Genomic DNA, 16,280 nt, shown 5'->3' with positions numbered 1-16,280 from the left:
CTACAGTGCACTATAAATTGTAAAAGAGAAAAATTCTATGGGGAAACGTGAACTCTGTCACGGTCTGCACGATTGGCTGTTGCTGGGTAAAGACAAAAACCGCGAAATAAACCTCAAAACCAAACTATCTCGGCAAGAACCGTATTGTCCGCATGCCCCGTCGCCATCGTTCCGCTACACGCCCGGACACGCCCGTGCAACGTGCTACTTCGCCGCCGCGCCTGCCGCCTCGGCCTCCTTGACCATGGCGCCGACCTTGTCGACGATCTCGTTCGGCACCGCGATCGACAGCTGGTAGTGCACGATCTCGAATCCCTTCGCCGTCTTGCGCAGCACGCCGCTGGCCATGCAGTGGCCCAGACTCCTGGTGTCGAGCAGTTCGTCGAACCAGATGGTCTTGCCGTCGCCCGAGGCGTACACATTGCGCTGCGTGGCGTGGAACACCCAGGCCGACGATTTACCCTGGAAATAGCCGCGCGCCCACTCGCGGAACGCGCTGCGCTCCCAACGCTCGCCGCGGTCGGTACCGATGTACACGCCGTCCGGCGCGATCTTGTCGAAATACGCCATGCGCGCGTGGGCGGCATCGTCGTGCCAGCCGTCGACGAAGGCGTTGACCTGCTTGAGCAGGGCGGGACTCGGCGCGGCGGCCTGGGCCAGGCCGGTCAGGAACAGGCAGCATGCAAGGAACAGGGATTTCATGGTTTCTCCTGGGTTGGGATCGTCAAGGGCGAATATCCGGCACTTTTTCGATATGTATATTGCAAGTTTCGGATCGGTCGCCGTGTATAGTTGTTCCGTATTCTCTCGTCGATACGGTCACCATGGCAATCGCTTGTTTTATTCGCATGCGCCTCACGCTTTCCTTCGCTCTTGCCGGGATGATGGGCATGGCGACGGCACAGGCGCAGGAAGCGGCGCTTCCATCCCCGCCGCAGCCGACAACGGCGGGGTCGGTCGGCGGGATCAGCGATGCCGCCATCAAGGAAGCGGTGCGCGCCGCCCTGGCAGACGAGCCCAAGGCCGCCAGCGGCGACCGCGGGCCGGCGCTGAGCGGCGATCGCCACCGTGAATTCTCGCGCCAGTTTTCCGAGGCGGAGAAACCGTCCTGCCTGGGGCCGGACGCCTTGAAGCACCAGCCGGCGGAGTTCCGCACCAAGACCTGGGTATTCGGCCTCGGCGGGGTGCTGGCCCTGCCGTTCTGGGGCGCAGCGATCGTGCGCGGCAAATGCAATTGAGACTGGCACCGACGACGTGGCGCGCATCCGCTTGGCGTGCTCGCTTCGGCGCGCGGAATCGTGGATAATCGCGGGCATGAACGATACCACCCAACTCCCTCCCCTGCCCGACCATCTCTCCATCGATCCGAGGAGCCCGCACCACGATGCGGAGATCTTCAAGCACCCGGTCGGCATCCGCTTCAACGGCAAGGAACGCACCGACGTCGAAGAGTATTGCATCAGCGAAGGCTGGATCAAAGTCGCCGCCGGCAAGACCCTGGACCGCAAGGGCCGTCCGATGCTGATCAAGCTGAAGGGCACGGTCGAGGCGTATTACGCCGTTTGATCCTTTACCGAACCATCCTGCCTTCAACGGCCGCCGGAGCGATCCGGCGGCCGTTTTCCATTGCGCCGCGTCGTCCCCGCGAAGGCGGGGACCCATGCTGACGATCCACAGTTCGTATTTCTGAAATATCTCAGTTACTTCAATGGTAACGAATTCTGTTGCTCAGTATGGGTCCCCGCCTGCGCGGGGAGTCGTTTCAGGCAGTGCCTGGAACGACGTGTTTTCACGTACGGGCCACAAAATAAAAAAGCGGACCGCAGCCCGCTTTTTCATCGACGCCGAAGCGCGATCAACGCTGGTCGATGCCCGGCACGTCGCGGCGCGGCGAGCCGACGAACAGCTGGCGCGGACGGCCGATCTTCTGTTCCGGATCGGCGATCATTTCGTTCCACTGGGCGATCCAGCCGATGGTGCGCGCCATGGCGAAGATACCGGTGAACATCGAAACCGGGATGCCCAGCGCCGACTGCACGATACCCGAGTAGAAGTCGACGTTCGGGTACAGCTTGCGCGACACGAAGTATTCGTCGTTCAGGGCGATCTTTTCCAGTTCCATCGCCAGCTTGAACAGCGGGTCGTCCTGCAGGCCCAGCTCTTCCAGCACTTCGTGGCAGGTCTCGCGCATCAGCTTGGCGCGCGGGTCGAAGTTCTTGTAGACGCGGTGGCCGAAGCCCATCAGCTTGACGCCCGAGTTCTTGTCCTTGACCTTCTCGATGAAGGCCGGGATGTTGTCGACCGTGCCGATTTCCTTCAGCATGTTCAGGGCGGCTTCGTTGGCGCCGCCGTGGGCCGGACCCCACAGGCAGGCGATGCCGGCGGCGATGCACGCGAACGGATTCGCGCCCGACGAACCGGCCAGGCGGACGGTCGAGGTCGAGGCGTTCTGCTCGTGGTCGGCGTGCAGGATCAGGATGCGGTCGAGCGCGCGCACCAGCACGTCGTTGACCTTGTACTCTTCGCACGGGTTACCGAACATCATGTACATGAAGTTGGCGCTGTACGACAGGTCGTTGCGCGGGTACATGAACGGCTGGCCGATCGAATACTTGTAGGCCATGGCGGCCAGCGTCGGCAGCTTGGCGATCAGGCGGATCGCCGAGATCTCGCGCTGCTTGGCATCGTTGATATCGAGCGAGTCGTGGTAGAACGAGGCCAGCGCGCCGACGGTGCCGACCAGCACCGACATCGGGTGCGCGTCGCGGCGGAAGCCACGGAAGAAGAAGTTCATCTGCTCGTGGATCATCGTGTGCTTGGTCACGGTGTCCGTGAAGGTCTGCTTCTGCTCGGCGTTCGGCAGTTCGCCGTTCAGCAGCAGGTAGCAGGTCTCCAGGAAGTCGCAGTTCACCGCCAGTTGCTCGATCGGATAGCCACGGTACAGCAGCTCGCCCTTGTCGCCGTCGATGTAGGTGATGCTCGAGTTGCACGCTGCGGTCGACATGAAGCCCGGGTCGTAGGTGAACTTGCCGGTCTGGCCGTACAGCTTGCGGATGTCGATGACGTCCGGGCCGATCGAGCCCTTGTAGATCGGCATGTCGATCGATTGGCTGCCGTCCGAGAACGACAGGGTGGCTTTGGTATCAGAGATGTTCATGGCACTTCCTTCTGTGGGAGGTGGATACAAAATAAACGAAATCGTTTTCGTCACGCTTGGCGCAGCCGCGCGAGCAAGGCGCGCACCTGCGGCAGGTCGACCTCGCCTTCGGGCTCGGTGCGCCCCAGCAGCAGGTCCATCAGCGGATTGTCCGCCAGGTCCAGCAGCCGGGTCAGCGCATCGACTTCCTCGTCCGTCAACGCTTCCTCGTGCGCGTCCAGGAAGCGCGTGAGGATCAGGTCGTTCTCCAGCAGGCCGCGGCGCGCGCGCCAGCGAAGGCGGGCCCGGTTGGCCGGGTCGGATTGATGCGTGCTTGGATGGGTTGTCACACTCGGGTCCGTTGTTCGGTCAACACTATACCTTGGCTGTCCGGTGGGGACAGTACGGTAGTTCTACTGTACTTATTGGCAACAATCCGGGCGCAATGCCGCCCGCAATATACCGGTTCCGCGGCGACAGCGACGCCGCGTTGGTGCCGCTCGACGATCGGCCGCGACGCGTAGGGTGGACGGCGGAGCCGTCCACCCTACGCGTCGGCACAATGCCACGCTCTCTCAAATCGCGCGGCGGACCAGCAATTCCTTGATCTTGCCGATCGCCTTGTTCGGATTCAGGCCCTTCGGGCACACGTCCGTACAGTTCATGATCGACTTGCAGCGGAACAGGCGGTACGGGTCTTCCAGATTGTCCAGGCGCTCGTTGGTGGCTTCGTCGCGGGTGTCGGCGATGAAGCGGTAGGCCTGCAGCAGGCCGGCCGGACCGACGAACTTGTCCGGGTTCCACCAGAACGACGGGCACGAGGTCGAGCAGCACGCGCACAGGATGCACTCGTACAGGCCGTCCAGTTCCTCGCGTTGCTCGGGCGATTGCAGGCGCTCCTTCTCCGGCTTGATCGAGTCGTTGATCAGGTACGGCTTGATCGAGTGGTACTGCTTGAAGAAGTTGGTCATGTCGACGATCAGGTCGCGCACCACCGGCAGGCCCGGCAGCGGACGCAGCACGATCGGCTGGGTCAGCTCGTTCAGGTTGGTGGTGCAGGCCAGGCCGTTCTTGCCGTTGATGTTCATCGCGTCCGAACCGCACACGCCTTCGCGGCACGAACGGCGCAGGGCGATCGAGTCGTCGACGTCGGACTTGATGCGCTGCAGGGCGTCCAGCAGCATCTTGTCGGTGTCTTTCAGCTCGACCGTGTAGTCTTGCATGTAGGGCTTCGAATCCTTGTCCGGATCGTAGCGGTAGATCTTCAGGTGGACTGTGCGTGCCATGTTTTACCTATCTCTGCGCGCCGGTTGAACCGGCATGACGAATATTAGAAAGTACGTGCCTTCGGCTTGAACGTGTCGACCGTCAGCGGCTTGGTCACGACGGCCTTGTACTCGAGGCGGTTGTTCTCCGAGAAGAACAGGGTGTGCTTCATCCAGTTCTCGTCGTCGCGCTTCTCGTAGTCGCTGTGGGCGTGGGCGCCGCGCGATTCCTTGCGCGCCGCGGCCGAGACGATGGTCGCCTTGGCGGTCTCGATCAGGTTGTCCAGTTCCAGCGCTTCCACGCGGGCGGTGTTGAAGACCTTCGACTTGTCCTTGAACGAGACGTGCTTGCGGCGCTCGTCCAGCTTCATGATCTCCTGCACGCCTTCGTTCAGCAGGGCGTCGGTGCGGAACACGCCGCAGAACTTCTGCATGGTCGAGCGGATGTCGTTGGCCACGTGCTGCACCTTCTCGCCGCCGGTCGAGTTTTCCAGCTTGTTCAGGCGGTTCATCGCGAAGTCGGCGGCGTCGGCGGGCAGCGGCTTGTTCGACTGCGCCTTCAGGTTCGACGCGACCACGTGGTTGCCGGCCGCACGGCCGAACACCACCAGGTCGAGCAGCGAGTTGGTGCCGAGGCGATTGGCGCCGTGCACCGAGACGCAGGCGCATTCGCCGATCGCGTACAGGCCCTGCACGATCTTCTGGCCGCCGGTGCCGTCCGGCGCGACGACTTGCCCGTGGATGTTGGTCGGGATGCCGCCCATCTGGTAGTGGATGGTCGGCACCACGGGAATCGGTTCCTTGGTGGCGTCGACGTTGGCGAACTTGTGGCCGATCTCCAGGATCGACGGCAGGCGCTTGCGGATGGTCTCCGCGCCGATGTGGCGCAGGTCGAGCAGCACGTGGTCCTTGTTCGGACCGACGCCGCGGCCTTCCTTGATCTCCTGGTCCATCGAGCGCGACACGAAGTCGCGCGGCGCCAGGTCCTTCAGGGTCGGCGCGTAGCGCTCCATGAAGCGTTCGCCGTTCGAGTTGATCAGGATGCCGCCCTCGCCGCGCACACCCTCGGTGATCAGGACGCCGGCGCCGGCCACGCCGGTCGGGTGGAACTGCCAGAACTCCATGTCCTGCAGCGGCAGGCCGGCGCGCGCCGCCATGCCCATGCCGTCGCCGGTGTTGATGAAGGCGTTGGTCGACGCGGCGAAGATGCGGCCGGCGCCGCCGGTGGCGAAGATCGTGGTCTTGGCTTCCAGGATCATGATGTCGCCGGTTTCCATTTCCAGCGCCACCACGCCCAGCACGTCGCCGTCGGCGTTGCGCACCAGGTCCAGGGCCATCCACTCGACGAAGAAGTGGGTGCGCGCACGGACATTACGCTGGTACAGCGTGTGCAGCAGCGCGTGGCCGGTACGGTCGGCGGCGGCGCAGGCGCGCTGTACCGGCTTCTCGCCGAAGTTGGCGGTGTGGCCGCCGAACGGACGCTGGTAGATGGTGCCGTCCGGGTTGCGGTCGAACGGCATGCCGAAGTGTTCCAGCTCGTACACGACCTTCGGCGCTTCGCGGCACATGAATTCGATCGCATCCTGGTCGCCCAGGTAGTCGCCGCCCTTGACGGTGTCGAACATGTGCCAGTACCAGTCGTCCTCGCTCATGTTGCCCAGCGAGGCGCCGATGCCGCCCTGCGCCGCCACGGTGTGCGAACGGGTCGGGAACACCTTGGACAGGACCGCCACGTTCAGGCCGGCCTCGGCCAGCTGCAGCGAGGCGCGCATGCCGGAGCCGCCGGCGCCGACGATGACCGCGTCGAAGCGACGCGAAGGGATTGCGGTTTTGATTGCTGCCACGATTTACACGCTCCAGAGAATTTGCACAGTCCAGGCGGCGCAGGCGAGCAGCCAGAGCACCGCGGCGATCTGCAGGGTCAGGCGGATGCCGACCGGTTTGACGTAGTCCATGAAGATGTCACGCACGCCCACCCACACGTGGTAGAACAGGCCGAAGAAGGTGACCATGGTGAACAGCTTGAACCACTGGCGGGCGAACAGGCCGGCCCAGCCTTCGTAGGTGAAGTTTTGCGCGGTCAGGAAGGAGACCAGCAGGATGACGGTGAAGATCGCCATCACGATCGCGGTGACGCGCTGGGCCAGCCAGTCGCGCATGCCGTAGTGGGCGCCGACGACCAGGCGGCGCTGTCCGACGTTCTTGGGGGTTGCCATGATTAAAACACTCCGAACAGTTTGAGGGCGACCAGCACGGTCAGGGCGACGACGATCATCAGTACCCAGCGCGCGGTTTTCTGCGACGCTTCCCTGTCGAGGGCGATGTGGTTGTCCATCACCAGGTGGCGCAGGCCGGCCACGAAGTGGTGCAGGTACGCCCACGACAGCGCCAGGATCACGATCTTGATGAGCGGATGGCCGACCACGCCGGCGAAGTGCGCGAACGAGATTTCCGAACGCAGGCTCTCTTGGAACAGGTACAGCAGGAACGGCAGAGACAGGAACAGCAAGAAGCCGCTGATGCGGTGCATGATCGACACGATCGCCGACGGCGGCTGCTTGTAGTTGACCGTAATATCCTTGATGCCGATATTACGCAGCGGCTGCCCTCGCTTCTGCTGGTTTCTGATGGCTTCCGACATTGGTTGACCTCCCTTGGTACTTATCTAGTTATGAAACCCGCAATATTGACCGGTTTTGTAACTTGCTCCGATGCACGCCGCGCCAGGGCGCCGAGCAGTGGAGAAAGTGCGCCGACCGGGCTTCGGCGCCGCTACCGCAAAACCAATCCATTTTAATCGCTACACACAATTCCTGCACCAGCATGGAGCTTGCGCAAACGCGCTTTACGACAATTCATTTTGATAATGATGTTGCGCAGTCGAATACAAACCGCGCCGCAATTCCACCGCCTTGTCGCCATAGGTGAACGAGATCCGGTCGACGCACAGCAAGGGCGTGCCGGGCGCCACCTTCAGGTGGCCGGCGCTGCCCTCGTCGGCCGCCACCGCGCGGATCTTTTCGCTGGCGCGGATCATGCGCGTGCCGAACTCGGATTCGAACAGGCCGTACATCGGCCCCTTGTATTCCGCCAGGCGCTCCGCCGTCAGGCCCTTGAACAACTGTCCCGGCAGCCACAGCTCTTCCAGGATCGTGGGCGCGCCGTCGAACGACATCAGGCGCTTGATGTAGACCACCGCGTCGCCCGACTTCAGGTCGAGCAGGCGCGCCACCTCGGCGCCGGCGCGCACGCGCCTGACTTCGAGGTAGCGGTGGTCGGCCTGGTGCGGCACGCCTTCGTCCGGCACCAGCTTCAGGAAGCGGAAGTGGGCGCGCGCCTCGTTGTGGCTGGCGACGAAGGTGCCCTTGCCCTGGCGCCGCAGCACCAGGTGCTCGGCGGCCAGCTCGTCGATCGCCTTGCGCACCGTGCCCTGGCTGACCTTGTAGCGGCCGGCCAGCTCGACTTCGCTGGGAATCAGTTCGCCCGGCTTCCATTCTCCCGACTGCAGGCTCTGGGTGATCAAGGCCTTGATCTGCTGGTACAGCGGGGAAAAGGTCGGGGACATGCCCGCGGGCGGGGCGCCCGCTCCGGAGCCAGCGTTGCCTGCGCCACCCGCGCTGTTGTTGCCGGCGGCGCTGCTGACGTTCGGATTGGACGATGCTTGGTTCATAACCTGCGATTTTTTCACAAAACCCCTGCCCCGTCCAGTGCGAGGGACCGGAGATTATGTGTCTTATATAAGACATATGATATGAATTGACAGCAGCAACGGCACAGGAATACACTCCCGGTCGACCGGGCGTGGCGCACCCAGCCGATGGCGCGCCCGCCCCCGCCCGTGGATGGCCGTTTTGGTATGATTGCAGTTTTCCCAAACTGGCGTATCCTCGGCGTCGCCCGCTTGTCAGGTCTCGTTCAGTTACCGTCTTTCCCACTTTTTGGAGATTCATCATGGCTAAAAACCCAATGCGCGTCGCGGTCACCGGCGCTGCCGGCCAGATCGGCTATTCCCTGCTGTTCCGCATTGCCAGCGGCGACATGCTGGGCAAGGACCAGCCGGTCATTCTGCAGCTGCTCGAGATCGACAACGAAAAGGCACAGAAAGCGCTCAAGGGCGTCATGATGGAACTCGACGACTGCGCGTTCCCGCTGCTGGTCGAAATGACCGCGCACAGCGACCCGATGACCGCATTCAAGGATGCCGACGTCGCCCTACTGGTCGGCGCGCGTCCGCGCGGCCCGGGCATGGAGCGCAAGGACCTGCTGGAAGCCAACGCCCAGATCTTCACCGTGCAGGGCAAGGCCCTGGACGCAGTCGCCTCGCGCGACGTCAAGGTGCTGGTGGTCGGCAACCCGGCCAACACCAACGCCTACATCGCCATGAAGTCGGCGCCGAACCTGCCGGCCAAGAACTTCACCGCCATGCTGCGCCTGGACCACAACCGCGCCCTGTCGCAAGTCGCCGCCAAGGCCGGCAAGCCGGTCGCCGGCATCGAGAAGATGGTCGTGTGGGGCAACCACTCGCCGACCATGTACGCCGACTACCGCTTCGCCACCGCCGACGGCCAGTCGCTCAAGGACCTGATCAACGACCAGGAGTGGAACGCCAACACCTTCCTGCCGACCGTCGGCAAGCGCGGCGCCGCCATCATCGAAGCGCGCGGCGCCTCGTCGGCCGCCTCGGCCGCCAACGCCGCCATCGACCACGTGCGCGACTGGGTGCTGGGCACCAATGGCAAGTGGACCACCATGGGCATCCCGTCGGACGGTTCGTACGGCATTCCGGAAGGCGTGATCTTCGGCTTCCCGGTGACCACCGAGAACGGCGAGTACACCATCGTGCAGGGCCTGGACATCGACCAGTTCTCGCAGGAGCGCATCAACAAGACCCTGGACGAGCTGAACGAAGAGCGCGCCGGCGTGGCGCACCTGCTGGGCCAATAAGATCTGCCGTCGTCCCCGCTAGAACCAACGTCGTCCCCGCGCAGGCGGGGACCCATGCTGAAGTACCGGAGTTGATATATTTGAAAATTAGCGCTCCTTCAAACTGATCGACTTTTTTTTGTTAAGTATGGGTCCCCGCCTTCGCGGGGACGACGCAATCACATTTTTACCTAACATGCATCCTTCCGAGGTTTTATTCCAGGGTAAACGCCAGCCGTTGCTGCTCCCCGCCTGCGATCACTACGCCGGCAGCGAGAAGCTGATGCGCAAGTCGATGGCCCTGCAACAAGAGCTCGGCCCGGTGTTCGACATCACCTTCGACTGCGAGGACGGCGCCACCGCCGGGCGCGAGCGCGAGCATGCCGAGCTGGTGGCGGCGCTGCTGCTGGACGCCGGCAACCGCTACAAGCGCATCGGCGCGCGCCTGCACGACGTCGCCAGCCCGTTCTTTGCCCAGGACGTGCAGGCCATCGTCGGCGCCGCCGCGAAAGAGCTGGCCTACGTGGTGCTGCCCAAGCCGGAAGGCTTCGAGGACGTGGTGCGCGCGCGCGCGCTCATCAACCGCGCCGCCCAGGCTGCCGGCCGCGGCCCGGAAAACCCGCTGCCGCTGCACGTGCTGGTCGAGACCCACGGCGCGCTGCACCAGGTGTTCGAGATCGCCGCCCTGCCCCAGGTCGAGTGCCTGTCGTTCGGCATCATGGATTTCGTCTCGGGCCACCACGGCGCGGTGCCGGCGGCCGCCATGCGCACGCCGGGACAATTTACCCACCCGCTGGTGGTGCGCGCCAAGCTGGAGATGGTTGCGGCATGTCATGCGTATGCCAAGGTCCCTTCGCATAATGTGACGACCGATATCAAGGACAGCGCGACCGTCGCCAACGACGCCACCCGCGCCGCCGGCGAATTCGGCTTTACCCGCATGTGGAGCATCCACCCGGACCAGATCAAGCCGATCGTCAAGGCGTTCACGCCGCGACTGTCGGAGGTGAACGAGGCCACCAATATCCTGCTGGAGGCGATGGCGGCGAACTGGGGTCCGATCGCCCAGCATGGCCGCTTGCACGACCGCGCCAGCTACCGATATTATTGGACGGTGTTGCAGCGCGCTAAGCTGGCCGGCCTTGCGCTGCCGGATGCCGCGGCGGCAATCGTCAATCAACCGGAAACCACCTGATGGCCAACACCCTCCAACAACTCGCCGCCGCCTGCGCTTTTGCACTGGCGGCCGCCGGCCTGTGCGCGCCGGCCTCGGCCGCCTCCAGCCAGGACCACCCCAAGGCCACCAAGGTGCTGGCCGACCAGGCCAAGGCGCAAGCCAAGGCCGAAGGCAAGCACAAGAAATCGAAGAAGGAAGCGGCGGCTCCCGTCGTGGCCGACGACGAGCCGGAACCGGACGTCACCGACAACAGCGTCGCCGAATACTCGTGCGAACTGAACAACAAGATCACGATCTATACCAACGACAAGGACGATGCCCACATCGCGCTGCGCTGGAAGAACCGCCTGCACCGCCTGGACCGCGTCGGCACCACCACCGGCGCGGTGCGCTTCGAGAATCCGAAGTTCGGCCTGATCTGGATCGGCATTCCGGCCAAGGGCATCCTGCTGGACTCGAAGCTGAACCGCCAGCTGGCCAACGAATGCAAGAACGCCGAACAGGCCAAGCCGATGGTGACCGCCGCGGCCGCGCCGGCTCCGGCGCCCGCCTCCGTGGGGGCTTCCGCGCCTGCGGAAAAGAAGAGCTGACGCCGACGCAGCGTCGCCGCTGCCCTGCCCGGTTTCAAGTAGTTAAGAAAATACCTTTTACCAAGGAGAGCTTTACATGTCTCACAATACTTTGAACACGCTCAAGGAATTCCCGCTGAGCGAAGGCCAGAACGGCCAGTTCCACTCGCTGCCGGCCCTGGCCGAAACCCTGGGCGTGAACCTGTCGCGCCTGCCGGTGTCGATCCGTATCGTGCTCGAATCGGTGCTGCGCAATTGCGACGGCAAGAAGGTCACCGAAGAACACGTCAAGCAACTGGCCAACTGGAACCCGACCGCCCAGCGCACCGACGAGATCCCGTTCGTGGTGGCGCGCGTGGTGCTGCAGGACTTCACCGGCGTGCCGCTGCTGGCCGACCTGGCCGCGATGCGCAACGTCGCCGCCAAGACCGGCGCCGATCCGAAGAAGATCGAGCCGCTGGTGCCGGTCGACCTGGTGGTCGACCACTCGGTCACCATCGACCACTTCCGCACCCCGGACTCGCTCGACCTGAACATGAAGATCGAGTTCCAGCGCAACAACGAGCGCTACCAGTTCATGAAGTGGGGCATGCAGGCGTTCGACACCTTCGGCGTGGTGCCGCCGGGCTTCGGCATCGTCCACCAGGTCAACCTGGAATACCTGGCGCGCGGCGTCATGCAGCAGAACGGCATGTACTACCCGGACACCCTGGTGGGCACCGACTCGCACACCACCATGATCAACGGCGTCGGCGTGGTCGGCTGGGGCGTGGGCGGCATCGAGGCGGAAGCCGGCATGCTGGGCCAGCCGGTCTACTTCCTGACCCCGGACGTGATCGGCGTGAACCTGACCGGCGCGCTGCGCGAAGGCTGCACCGCGACCGACCTGGTGCTGACCATCACCGAAATGCTGCGCAAGGAGAAGGTCGTGGGCAAGTTCGTCGAGTTCTTCGGCGAAGGCACCCGTTCGCTGTCGACCACCGACCGCGCCACCATCGGCAACATGGCCCCGGAATACGGCGCCACGATGGGCTTCTTCCCGGTCGACGAAAAGACCGTCGAGTACTTCCGCGGCACCGGCCGCACCGACGAGGAACTGGCCGCCTTCGAAAACTACTACAAGGCGCAGAACCTGTTCGGCATCCCGCAGGAAGGCGAGATCGACTACACCCGCGTGCTGCACCTGGACCTGTCGACCGTCACCCCGTCGCTGGCCGGCCCCAAGCGTCCGCAAGACCGTATCGAACTGGGCGCCGTGAAGTCGACCTTCGCCGACCTGTTCTCGAAACCGACCAATGCCAACGGCTTCAACAAGAGCGCCGACGACCTGGGCAAGGTCTACGAGACCACCAACGGCGTGCGCGTGAAGAACGGCGACGTGCTGATCGCCGCGATCACCTCGTGCACCAACACCTCGAACCCGAGCGTGCTGCTGGCCGCCGGCCTGCTGGCGAAAAAGGCGGTCGAGAAGGGCCTGACCGTGGCGCCGCACATCAAGAGCTCGCTGGCGCCGGGATCGCGCGTGGTCACCAACTACCTGCAAGCCGCCGGCCTGCTGCCGTACCTGGAACAGCTCGGCTTCGGCGTGACCGCCTACGGCTGCACCACCTGCATCGGCAATGCCGGCGACCTGACCCCGGAACTGAACGCCGCGATCACCTCGAACGACATCATCGCCGCCGCCGTGCTGTCGGGTAACCGCAACTTCGAAGCGCGCATCCACCCGAACATCCGCTCCAACTTCCTGGCCTCGCCGCCGCTGGTGGTCGCCTACGCGATCGCCGGCAACGTCACGCGCGACCTGATGAGCGAGCCGGTCGGCAAGGGCGCCGACGGTGTCGACGTCTACCTGGGCGACATCTGGCCGACCTCGCAGGAAGTGCAGGACCTGATGAAGTTCGCGATGAACTCGGACGTGTTCAAGGCCAACTACGCCGACGTCAAGGGCAACCCGGGCGCGCTGTGGGAAGCCGTGTCGTCGGTGTCGGGCCAGGTCTACGACTGGCCGGAGTCGACCTACATCGCCGAGCCGCCGTTCTTCGGCGACTTCGAGATGACCCCGAAGGCAACCGCCGCCAACATCGAAGGCGCGCGCGCGCTGGGCGTGTTCGGCGACTCGATCACCACCGACCACATCTCGCCGGCCGGCTCGATCAAGGAAGACGGTCCGGCCGGCAAGTGGCTGAAGGACCACGGCGTGCTGAAGGCCGACTTCAACTCCTACGGCTCGCGTCGCGGCAACCACGAGATCATGATGCGCGGCACCTTCGCCAACGTGCGCATCAAGAACAAGATGATCCCGCCGAAGGCCGACGGTTCCGCGGTCGAGGGCGGCATCACCATCCACCAGCCGAGCGGCGAACAGCAGTCGATCTACGACGCGGCGATGAAGTACGTGGCGGAAGGCACCCCGACCATGATCTTCGGCGGCGAAGAGTACGGCACCGGCTCCTCGCGCGACTGGGCCGCCAAGGGCACCCAGCTGCTGGGCGTGAAGGCCGTGATCGCCCGTTCGTTCGAGCGCATCCACCGCTCCAACCTGGTCGGCATGGGCGTGCTGCCGCTGCAGTTCCTGGCCGACGACAGCGTCGACACGCTGGGCATCACCGGCGACGAGACCTTCGACCTGGTCGGCCTGGAAGGCGAGATCCGCCCGCAGATGCAGGCGACCCTGGTGATCCGCCGCGCCAACGGCGAGGTCAAGCAGACCCGCGTGCTGCTGCGCATCGACACCCCGATCGAAGTCGACTACTACAAGCATGGCGGCATCCTGCCGTTCGTGCTGCGCCAGCTGCTGGCGGCGTAACCGGCGCCCTGCCCGCCTTGGCGCAGGGGTCAGAGCCCGGTTCTTCTTTTGAAGGGCTCTGACCCCGGTGCTGATTGGCGGCGCGTCTAACATCCCTCGTCATTGCCGGCGTTGCGGCTGACCACCGGGGCCGGCGCTTCGGCTGACCACCGGGGTCAGAGCCCACCCGTGTAAACCGGGCTCTGACCCCTTGGGCTCTGGCCCCCTCCTACGTCTCCGCCCACTGCCGCAGCAGGTTGTGGTAATGCCCGGTCAGCCCCACCAGTTCCGGCGTGTCGCCGACCTTGCCGCGCAGCGCCTGGATATTGCTGTCGAGCTCGAACAGCATCGATCGCTTCCAGTCGTCGCGCACCATGCTCTGCACCCACAGGAAGGACGCCAGGCGCTCGCCGCGCGTCACCGGCAGCACCTGGTGCACGCTGGTGGACGGGTACACGATGGCGTCCCCGGCAGGCAACTTGACCTCGTGGGCGCCGTAGGCATCCACCACCGACAATTCCCCGCCCTCGTACTCGTCCGGCTCGCACAGGAACACCGTGCAGGAAACGTCCGAGCGCACCGGCGCGCCGCCGCGCTGGGCGCGGATGGCGCCGTCGACGTGGGCGCCGTAGTGCTCGCCGCCGGCGTAGCTGTTGAAGAACGGCGGCAAGATGCGCAGCGGCAGCACGCTGGCAAAGAACAGCGGATTGGCCATCAGCGCGGCGCTGACGGCCTGGCCCAGCTCGACCGCCAGCGGCGAGCCTTCCGCCAGCTGGCGGTTGCGCTTGACTTGCGCGCCCTGGGCGCCGACGCTGGCACGGCCGTCGACCCAGTCGATCTGGCGCAGGCGGGTGCGGAACTGCGCGACCTGTTCCGGCGTCAGCACGCCGGGAATGTGGAGCATCATGGTGTGGCCCTTGCAGTGGCATCTCGAAATGAGAACGATTCTCATTATGTTCGCTGATGCAACTTTTTTCAAGCAGGCCGGTCGGTGCCGGTCCGGGCAGGGATTACAGCCATGTGGCCTAATCAACTACAATACCGGGGATAAGGGTTTATCATGACCCCTTCGGACTGTCGGTCCGACCTCCATTCATCCACTGAAGAGACTCCTCAAGCGCTATGCGTCGCTCCTCCAAAGATTCAACCAAATTATCGGCAGACAGCCAGCGTCTCGTCAGTATCAGCCAGGCCATCGTGCAGGCCGCCAGCCGCGTCGAAGAACGGACCTGGGAGCGCAACCTCGACCAGCAGTTGCAGAAGCTGCTCAAGACCAACCACCAGGACAGCATCGACGCCGCCCTGAATGTCCTGTTCAAGGGCGAACTGGCGGTGTACGACGTGCTGATGGACGGCGTCGAAGCGGTCAGCGAATCCTCGACCATGCTCGAACAGGGCGCCGACGGCGAAGTCTGCTGGCAGGCGCTGCTGGTGGCCGCCCCGGTGCTGGCCTGGACCCGTTTCGCCATCGCCTCCGGCACCATCCCGAACGACGTGCTGGCCACCCTCGGCGCCCACTTCAGCGCCCACCTGCTGGCAGAAGGCGCGCAGGCCGCCGTGGCGCCGACGCTGTATTCGATCGACCAGCTGCCGCGCACCCACGCCGAGACCTATGCGCTGACCCACAAGCTGGCCCAGGCCGCCCACAAGAACAACGGCGGCAACGGCAACAAGAACGGCAGCGGCGTGAAGCCGGCCGCGCCCGGCCCGGACACCTCGCAGTTCCTGGCCGACACCCGTTACCTGTTGATCGCCGTGGTGGCGCGCAAGGATGCGCCACTGTTCCGCTGGCAGGAAGCGCAGCACCACCTGAACTTCGAGGCGGTGCGCGAGGCCGCGCTGGAACAGTGGCGCGCCCAGGCCGGCCCCAACGTCACGCGCCTGCTGCCGGGCTGCGGCGTCGAACTGCTGCTGCCGGAAGCCTATTACATGGCCTGCCGCGAAGCCGACCGCCAGGTCCGTCCGGTCTCGATCCGCGCCGCCGTGCACTACCTGACCCACACGCTGAACGTGGAGCCGTCCGACCTGCGCGCCGTGGTGGCCGGCTTCGGCGACGAGCCCGGCGACAGCCAGGTCGACGAATACCGCGTCGGCTTCACGCTGCGCCAGTCGACCGACGTGGTGTACGGCATCGTCTGGCCGCTGTACGGCCAGGAAGACGAGGACGGCGCGCCGGCCGAGGGCGCCCCGGCGGGTGCCGGTCCGCTGCCGCCGGTCGAGGAGATCGTCGGGCACCTGCACGAAGTCGGCGTCAGCCACGTCAAGCGCATCGGCGAACGCTACGTCGCGGAATACTGCGACGATTGCGGCGCGCCGCTGTTCGCCGACCCGTCCGGCGAACTGGTGCACGCCGAGATGCCGGAAGACGCGCCGGCCGGGAACGAGCACTTCCACTGACCTTGCACGGCGCCGGCCGCCGCCGGCG

16 protein-coding genes are annotated in these 16,280 nt (G+C 64.7%); 7 read left to right on the top strand and 9 right to left on the bottom strand.

Annotated elements, in window-relative coordinates:
• Window positions 1-204: 204 nt before the first annotated feature.
• The gene (locus HH212_RS15270) at window positions 205-702 is read right to left on the bottom strand and encodes a nuclear transport factor 2 family protein (protein ID WP_170203255.1); all 498 of its coding nucleotides are present in this window, start codon (window positions 700-702) and stop codon (window positions 205-207) included.
• Between the two features lie 188 nt (window positions 703-890).
• Here HH212_RS15270 and HH212_RS15265 point away from each other — a divergent pair, with 188 nt between their 5' ends.
• Together HH212_RS15265 and HH212_RS15260 are read left to right on the top strand one after the other, a co-directional pair.
• Window positions 891-1,238: a hypothetical protein gene (locus HH212_RS15265; protein WP_170203254.1), complete on the top strand. Its 348-nt coding sequence runs from the start codon at window positions 891-893 to the stop codon at window positions 1,236-1,238.
• Between the two features lie 76 nt (window positions 1,239-1,314).
• Window positions 1,315-1,566, top strand: a complete 252-nt coding sequence (locus tag HH212_RS15260) for a DUF3297 family protein (RefSeq protein WP_170203253.1) — start codon at window positions 1,315-1,317, stop codon at window positions 1,564-1,566.
• A gap of 289 nt (window positions 1,567-1,855) precedes the next feature.
• Here HH212_RS15260 and gltA read toward each other — a convergent pair whose 3' ends face one another.
• The 7 genes from gltA to HH212_RS15225 form a co-directional block, all read right to left on the bottom strand.
• A complete protein-coding gene (gltA, locus tag HH212_RS15255) occupies window positions 1,856-3,157 on the bottom strand; it encodes a citrate synthase (RefSeq protein WP_170203252.1) in 1,302 nt (433 codons plus the stop codon).
• Between the two features lie 50 nt (window positions 3,158-3,207).
• Window positions 3,208-3,486, bottom strand: a complete 279-nt coding sequence (locus HH212_RS15250; protein ID WP_170203251.1) for an FAD assembly factor SdhE — start codon at window positions 3,484-3,486, stop codon at window positions 3,208-3,210.
• Between the two features lie 225 nt (window positions 3,487-3,711).
• The gene (locus HH212_RS15245) at window positions 3,712-4,422 is read right to left on the bottom strand and encodes a succinate dehydrogenase iron-sulfur subunit (RefSeq protein ID WP_170203250.1); all 711 of its coding nucleotides are present in this window, start codon (window positions 4,420-4,422) and stop codon (window positions 3,712-3,714) included.
• A gap of 44 nt (window positions 4,423-4,466) precedes the next feature.
• Complete coding sequence (gene sdhA / locus HH212_RS15240) at window positions 4,467-6,245, bottom strand: succinate dehydrogenase flavoprotein subunit (protein ID WP_170203249.1); 1,779 nt, start codon at window positions 6,243-6,245, stop codon at window positions 4,467-4,469.
• A 3-nt stretch (window positions 6,246-6,248) separates the two neighbouring features.
• On the bottom strand, window positions 6,249-6,617 hold the full coding sequence (sdhD, locus tag HH212_RS15235) for a succinate dehydrogenase, hydrophobic membrane anchor protein (RefSeq protein ID WP_170203248.1): 369 nt from the start codon (window positions 6,615-6,617) through the stop codon (window positions 6,249-6,251).
• 2 nt (window positions 6,618-6,619) lie between these two features.
• On the bottom strand, window positions 6,620-7,042 hold the full coding sequence (gene sdhC, locus HH212_RS15230; protein ID WP_170203247.1) for a succinate dehydrogenase, cytochrome b556 subunit: 423 nt from the start codon (window positions 7,040-7,042) through the stop codon (window positions 6,620-6,622).
• 204 nt (window positions 7,043-7,246) lie between these two features.
• Window positions 7,247-8,071, bottom strand: a complete 825-nt coding sequence (locus HH212_RS15225; RefSeq protein WP_170203246.1) for a GntR family transcriptional regulator — start codon at window positions 8,069-8,071, stop codon at window positions 7,247-7,249.
• 281 nt (window positions 8,072-8,352) lie between these two features.
• Between HH212_RS15225 and HH212_RS15220 the strand changes: the two genes are divergently transcribed.
• The 4 genes from HH212_RS15220 (at window position 8,353) to acnA (ending at window position 13,876) form a co-directional block, all read left to right on the top strand.
• A complete protein-coding gene (locus HH212_RS15220; RefSeq protein WP_170203245.1) occupies window positions 8,353-9,345 on the top strand; it encodes a malate dehydrogenase in 993 nt (330 codons plus the stop codon).
• Window positions 9,346-9,520: 175 nt separating this feature from the next.
• Window positions 9,521-10,519 (top strand): HpcH/HpaI aldolase/citrate lyase family protein, encoded by a 999-nt coding sequence (locus HH212_RS15215; RefSeq protein ID WP_170203244.1) that lies wholly within the window; start codon window positions 9,521-9,523, stop codon window positions 10,517-10,519.
• The gene (locus HH212_RS15210; protein ID WP_170203243.1) at window positions 10,519-11,091 is read left to right on the top strand and encodes a hypothetical protein; all 573 of its coding nucleotides are present in this window, start codon (window positions 10,519-10,521) and stop codon (window positions 11,089-11,091) included. Before HH212_RS15215 ends, HH212_RS15210 begins: the two co-directional genes overlap by 1 nt.
• Window positions 11,092-11,167: 76 nt before the next feature.
• Entirely contained in the window at window positions 11,168-13,876 is a 2,709-nt protein-coding gene (acnA, locus tag HH212_RS15205) for an aconitate hydratase AcnA (RefSeq protein ID WP_170203242.1), read from the top strand.
• Between the two features lie 208 nt (window positions 13,877-14,084).
• Here acnA and HH212_RS15200 read toward each other — a convergent pair whose 3' ends face one another.
• Complete coding sequence (locus tag HH212_RS15200; protein WP_170203241.1) at window positions 14,085-14,762, bottom strand: Fe2+-dependent dioxygenase; 678 nt, start codon at window positions 14,760-14,762, stop codon at window positions 14,085-14,087.
• Window positions 14,763-14,977: 215 nt separating this feature from the next.
• Here HH212_RS15200 and HH212_RS15195 point away from each other — a divergent pair, with 215 nt between their 5' ends.
• On the top strand, window positions 14,978-16,252 hold the full coding sequence (locus HH212_RS15195; protein WP_170203240.1) for a DUF2863 family protein: 1,275 nt from the start codon (window positions 14,978-14,980) through the stop codon (window positions 16,250-16,252).
• Window positions 16,253-16,280 lie beyond the last annotated feature (28 nt).

The organism is Massilia forsythiae (assembly GCF_012849555.1).
Classification (GTDB): Bacteria; Pseudomonadota; Gammaproteobacteria; order Burkholderiales; family Burkholderiaceae_D; genus Telluria; species Telluria forsythiae.
The sequence above is the reverse complement of the archived record's forward strand: the minus strand, read 5'-3'. Positions and strand labels throughout refer to the sequence as shown.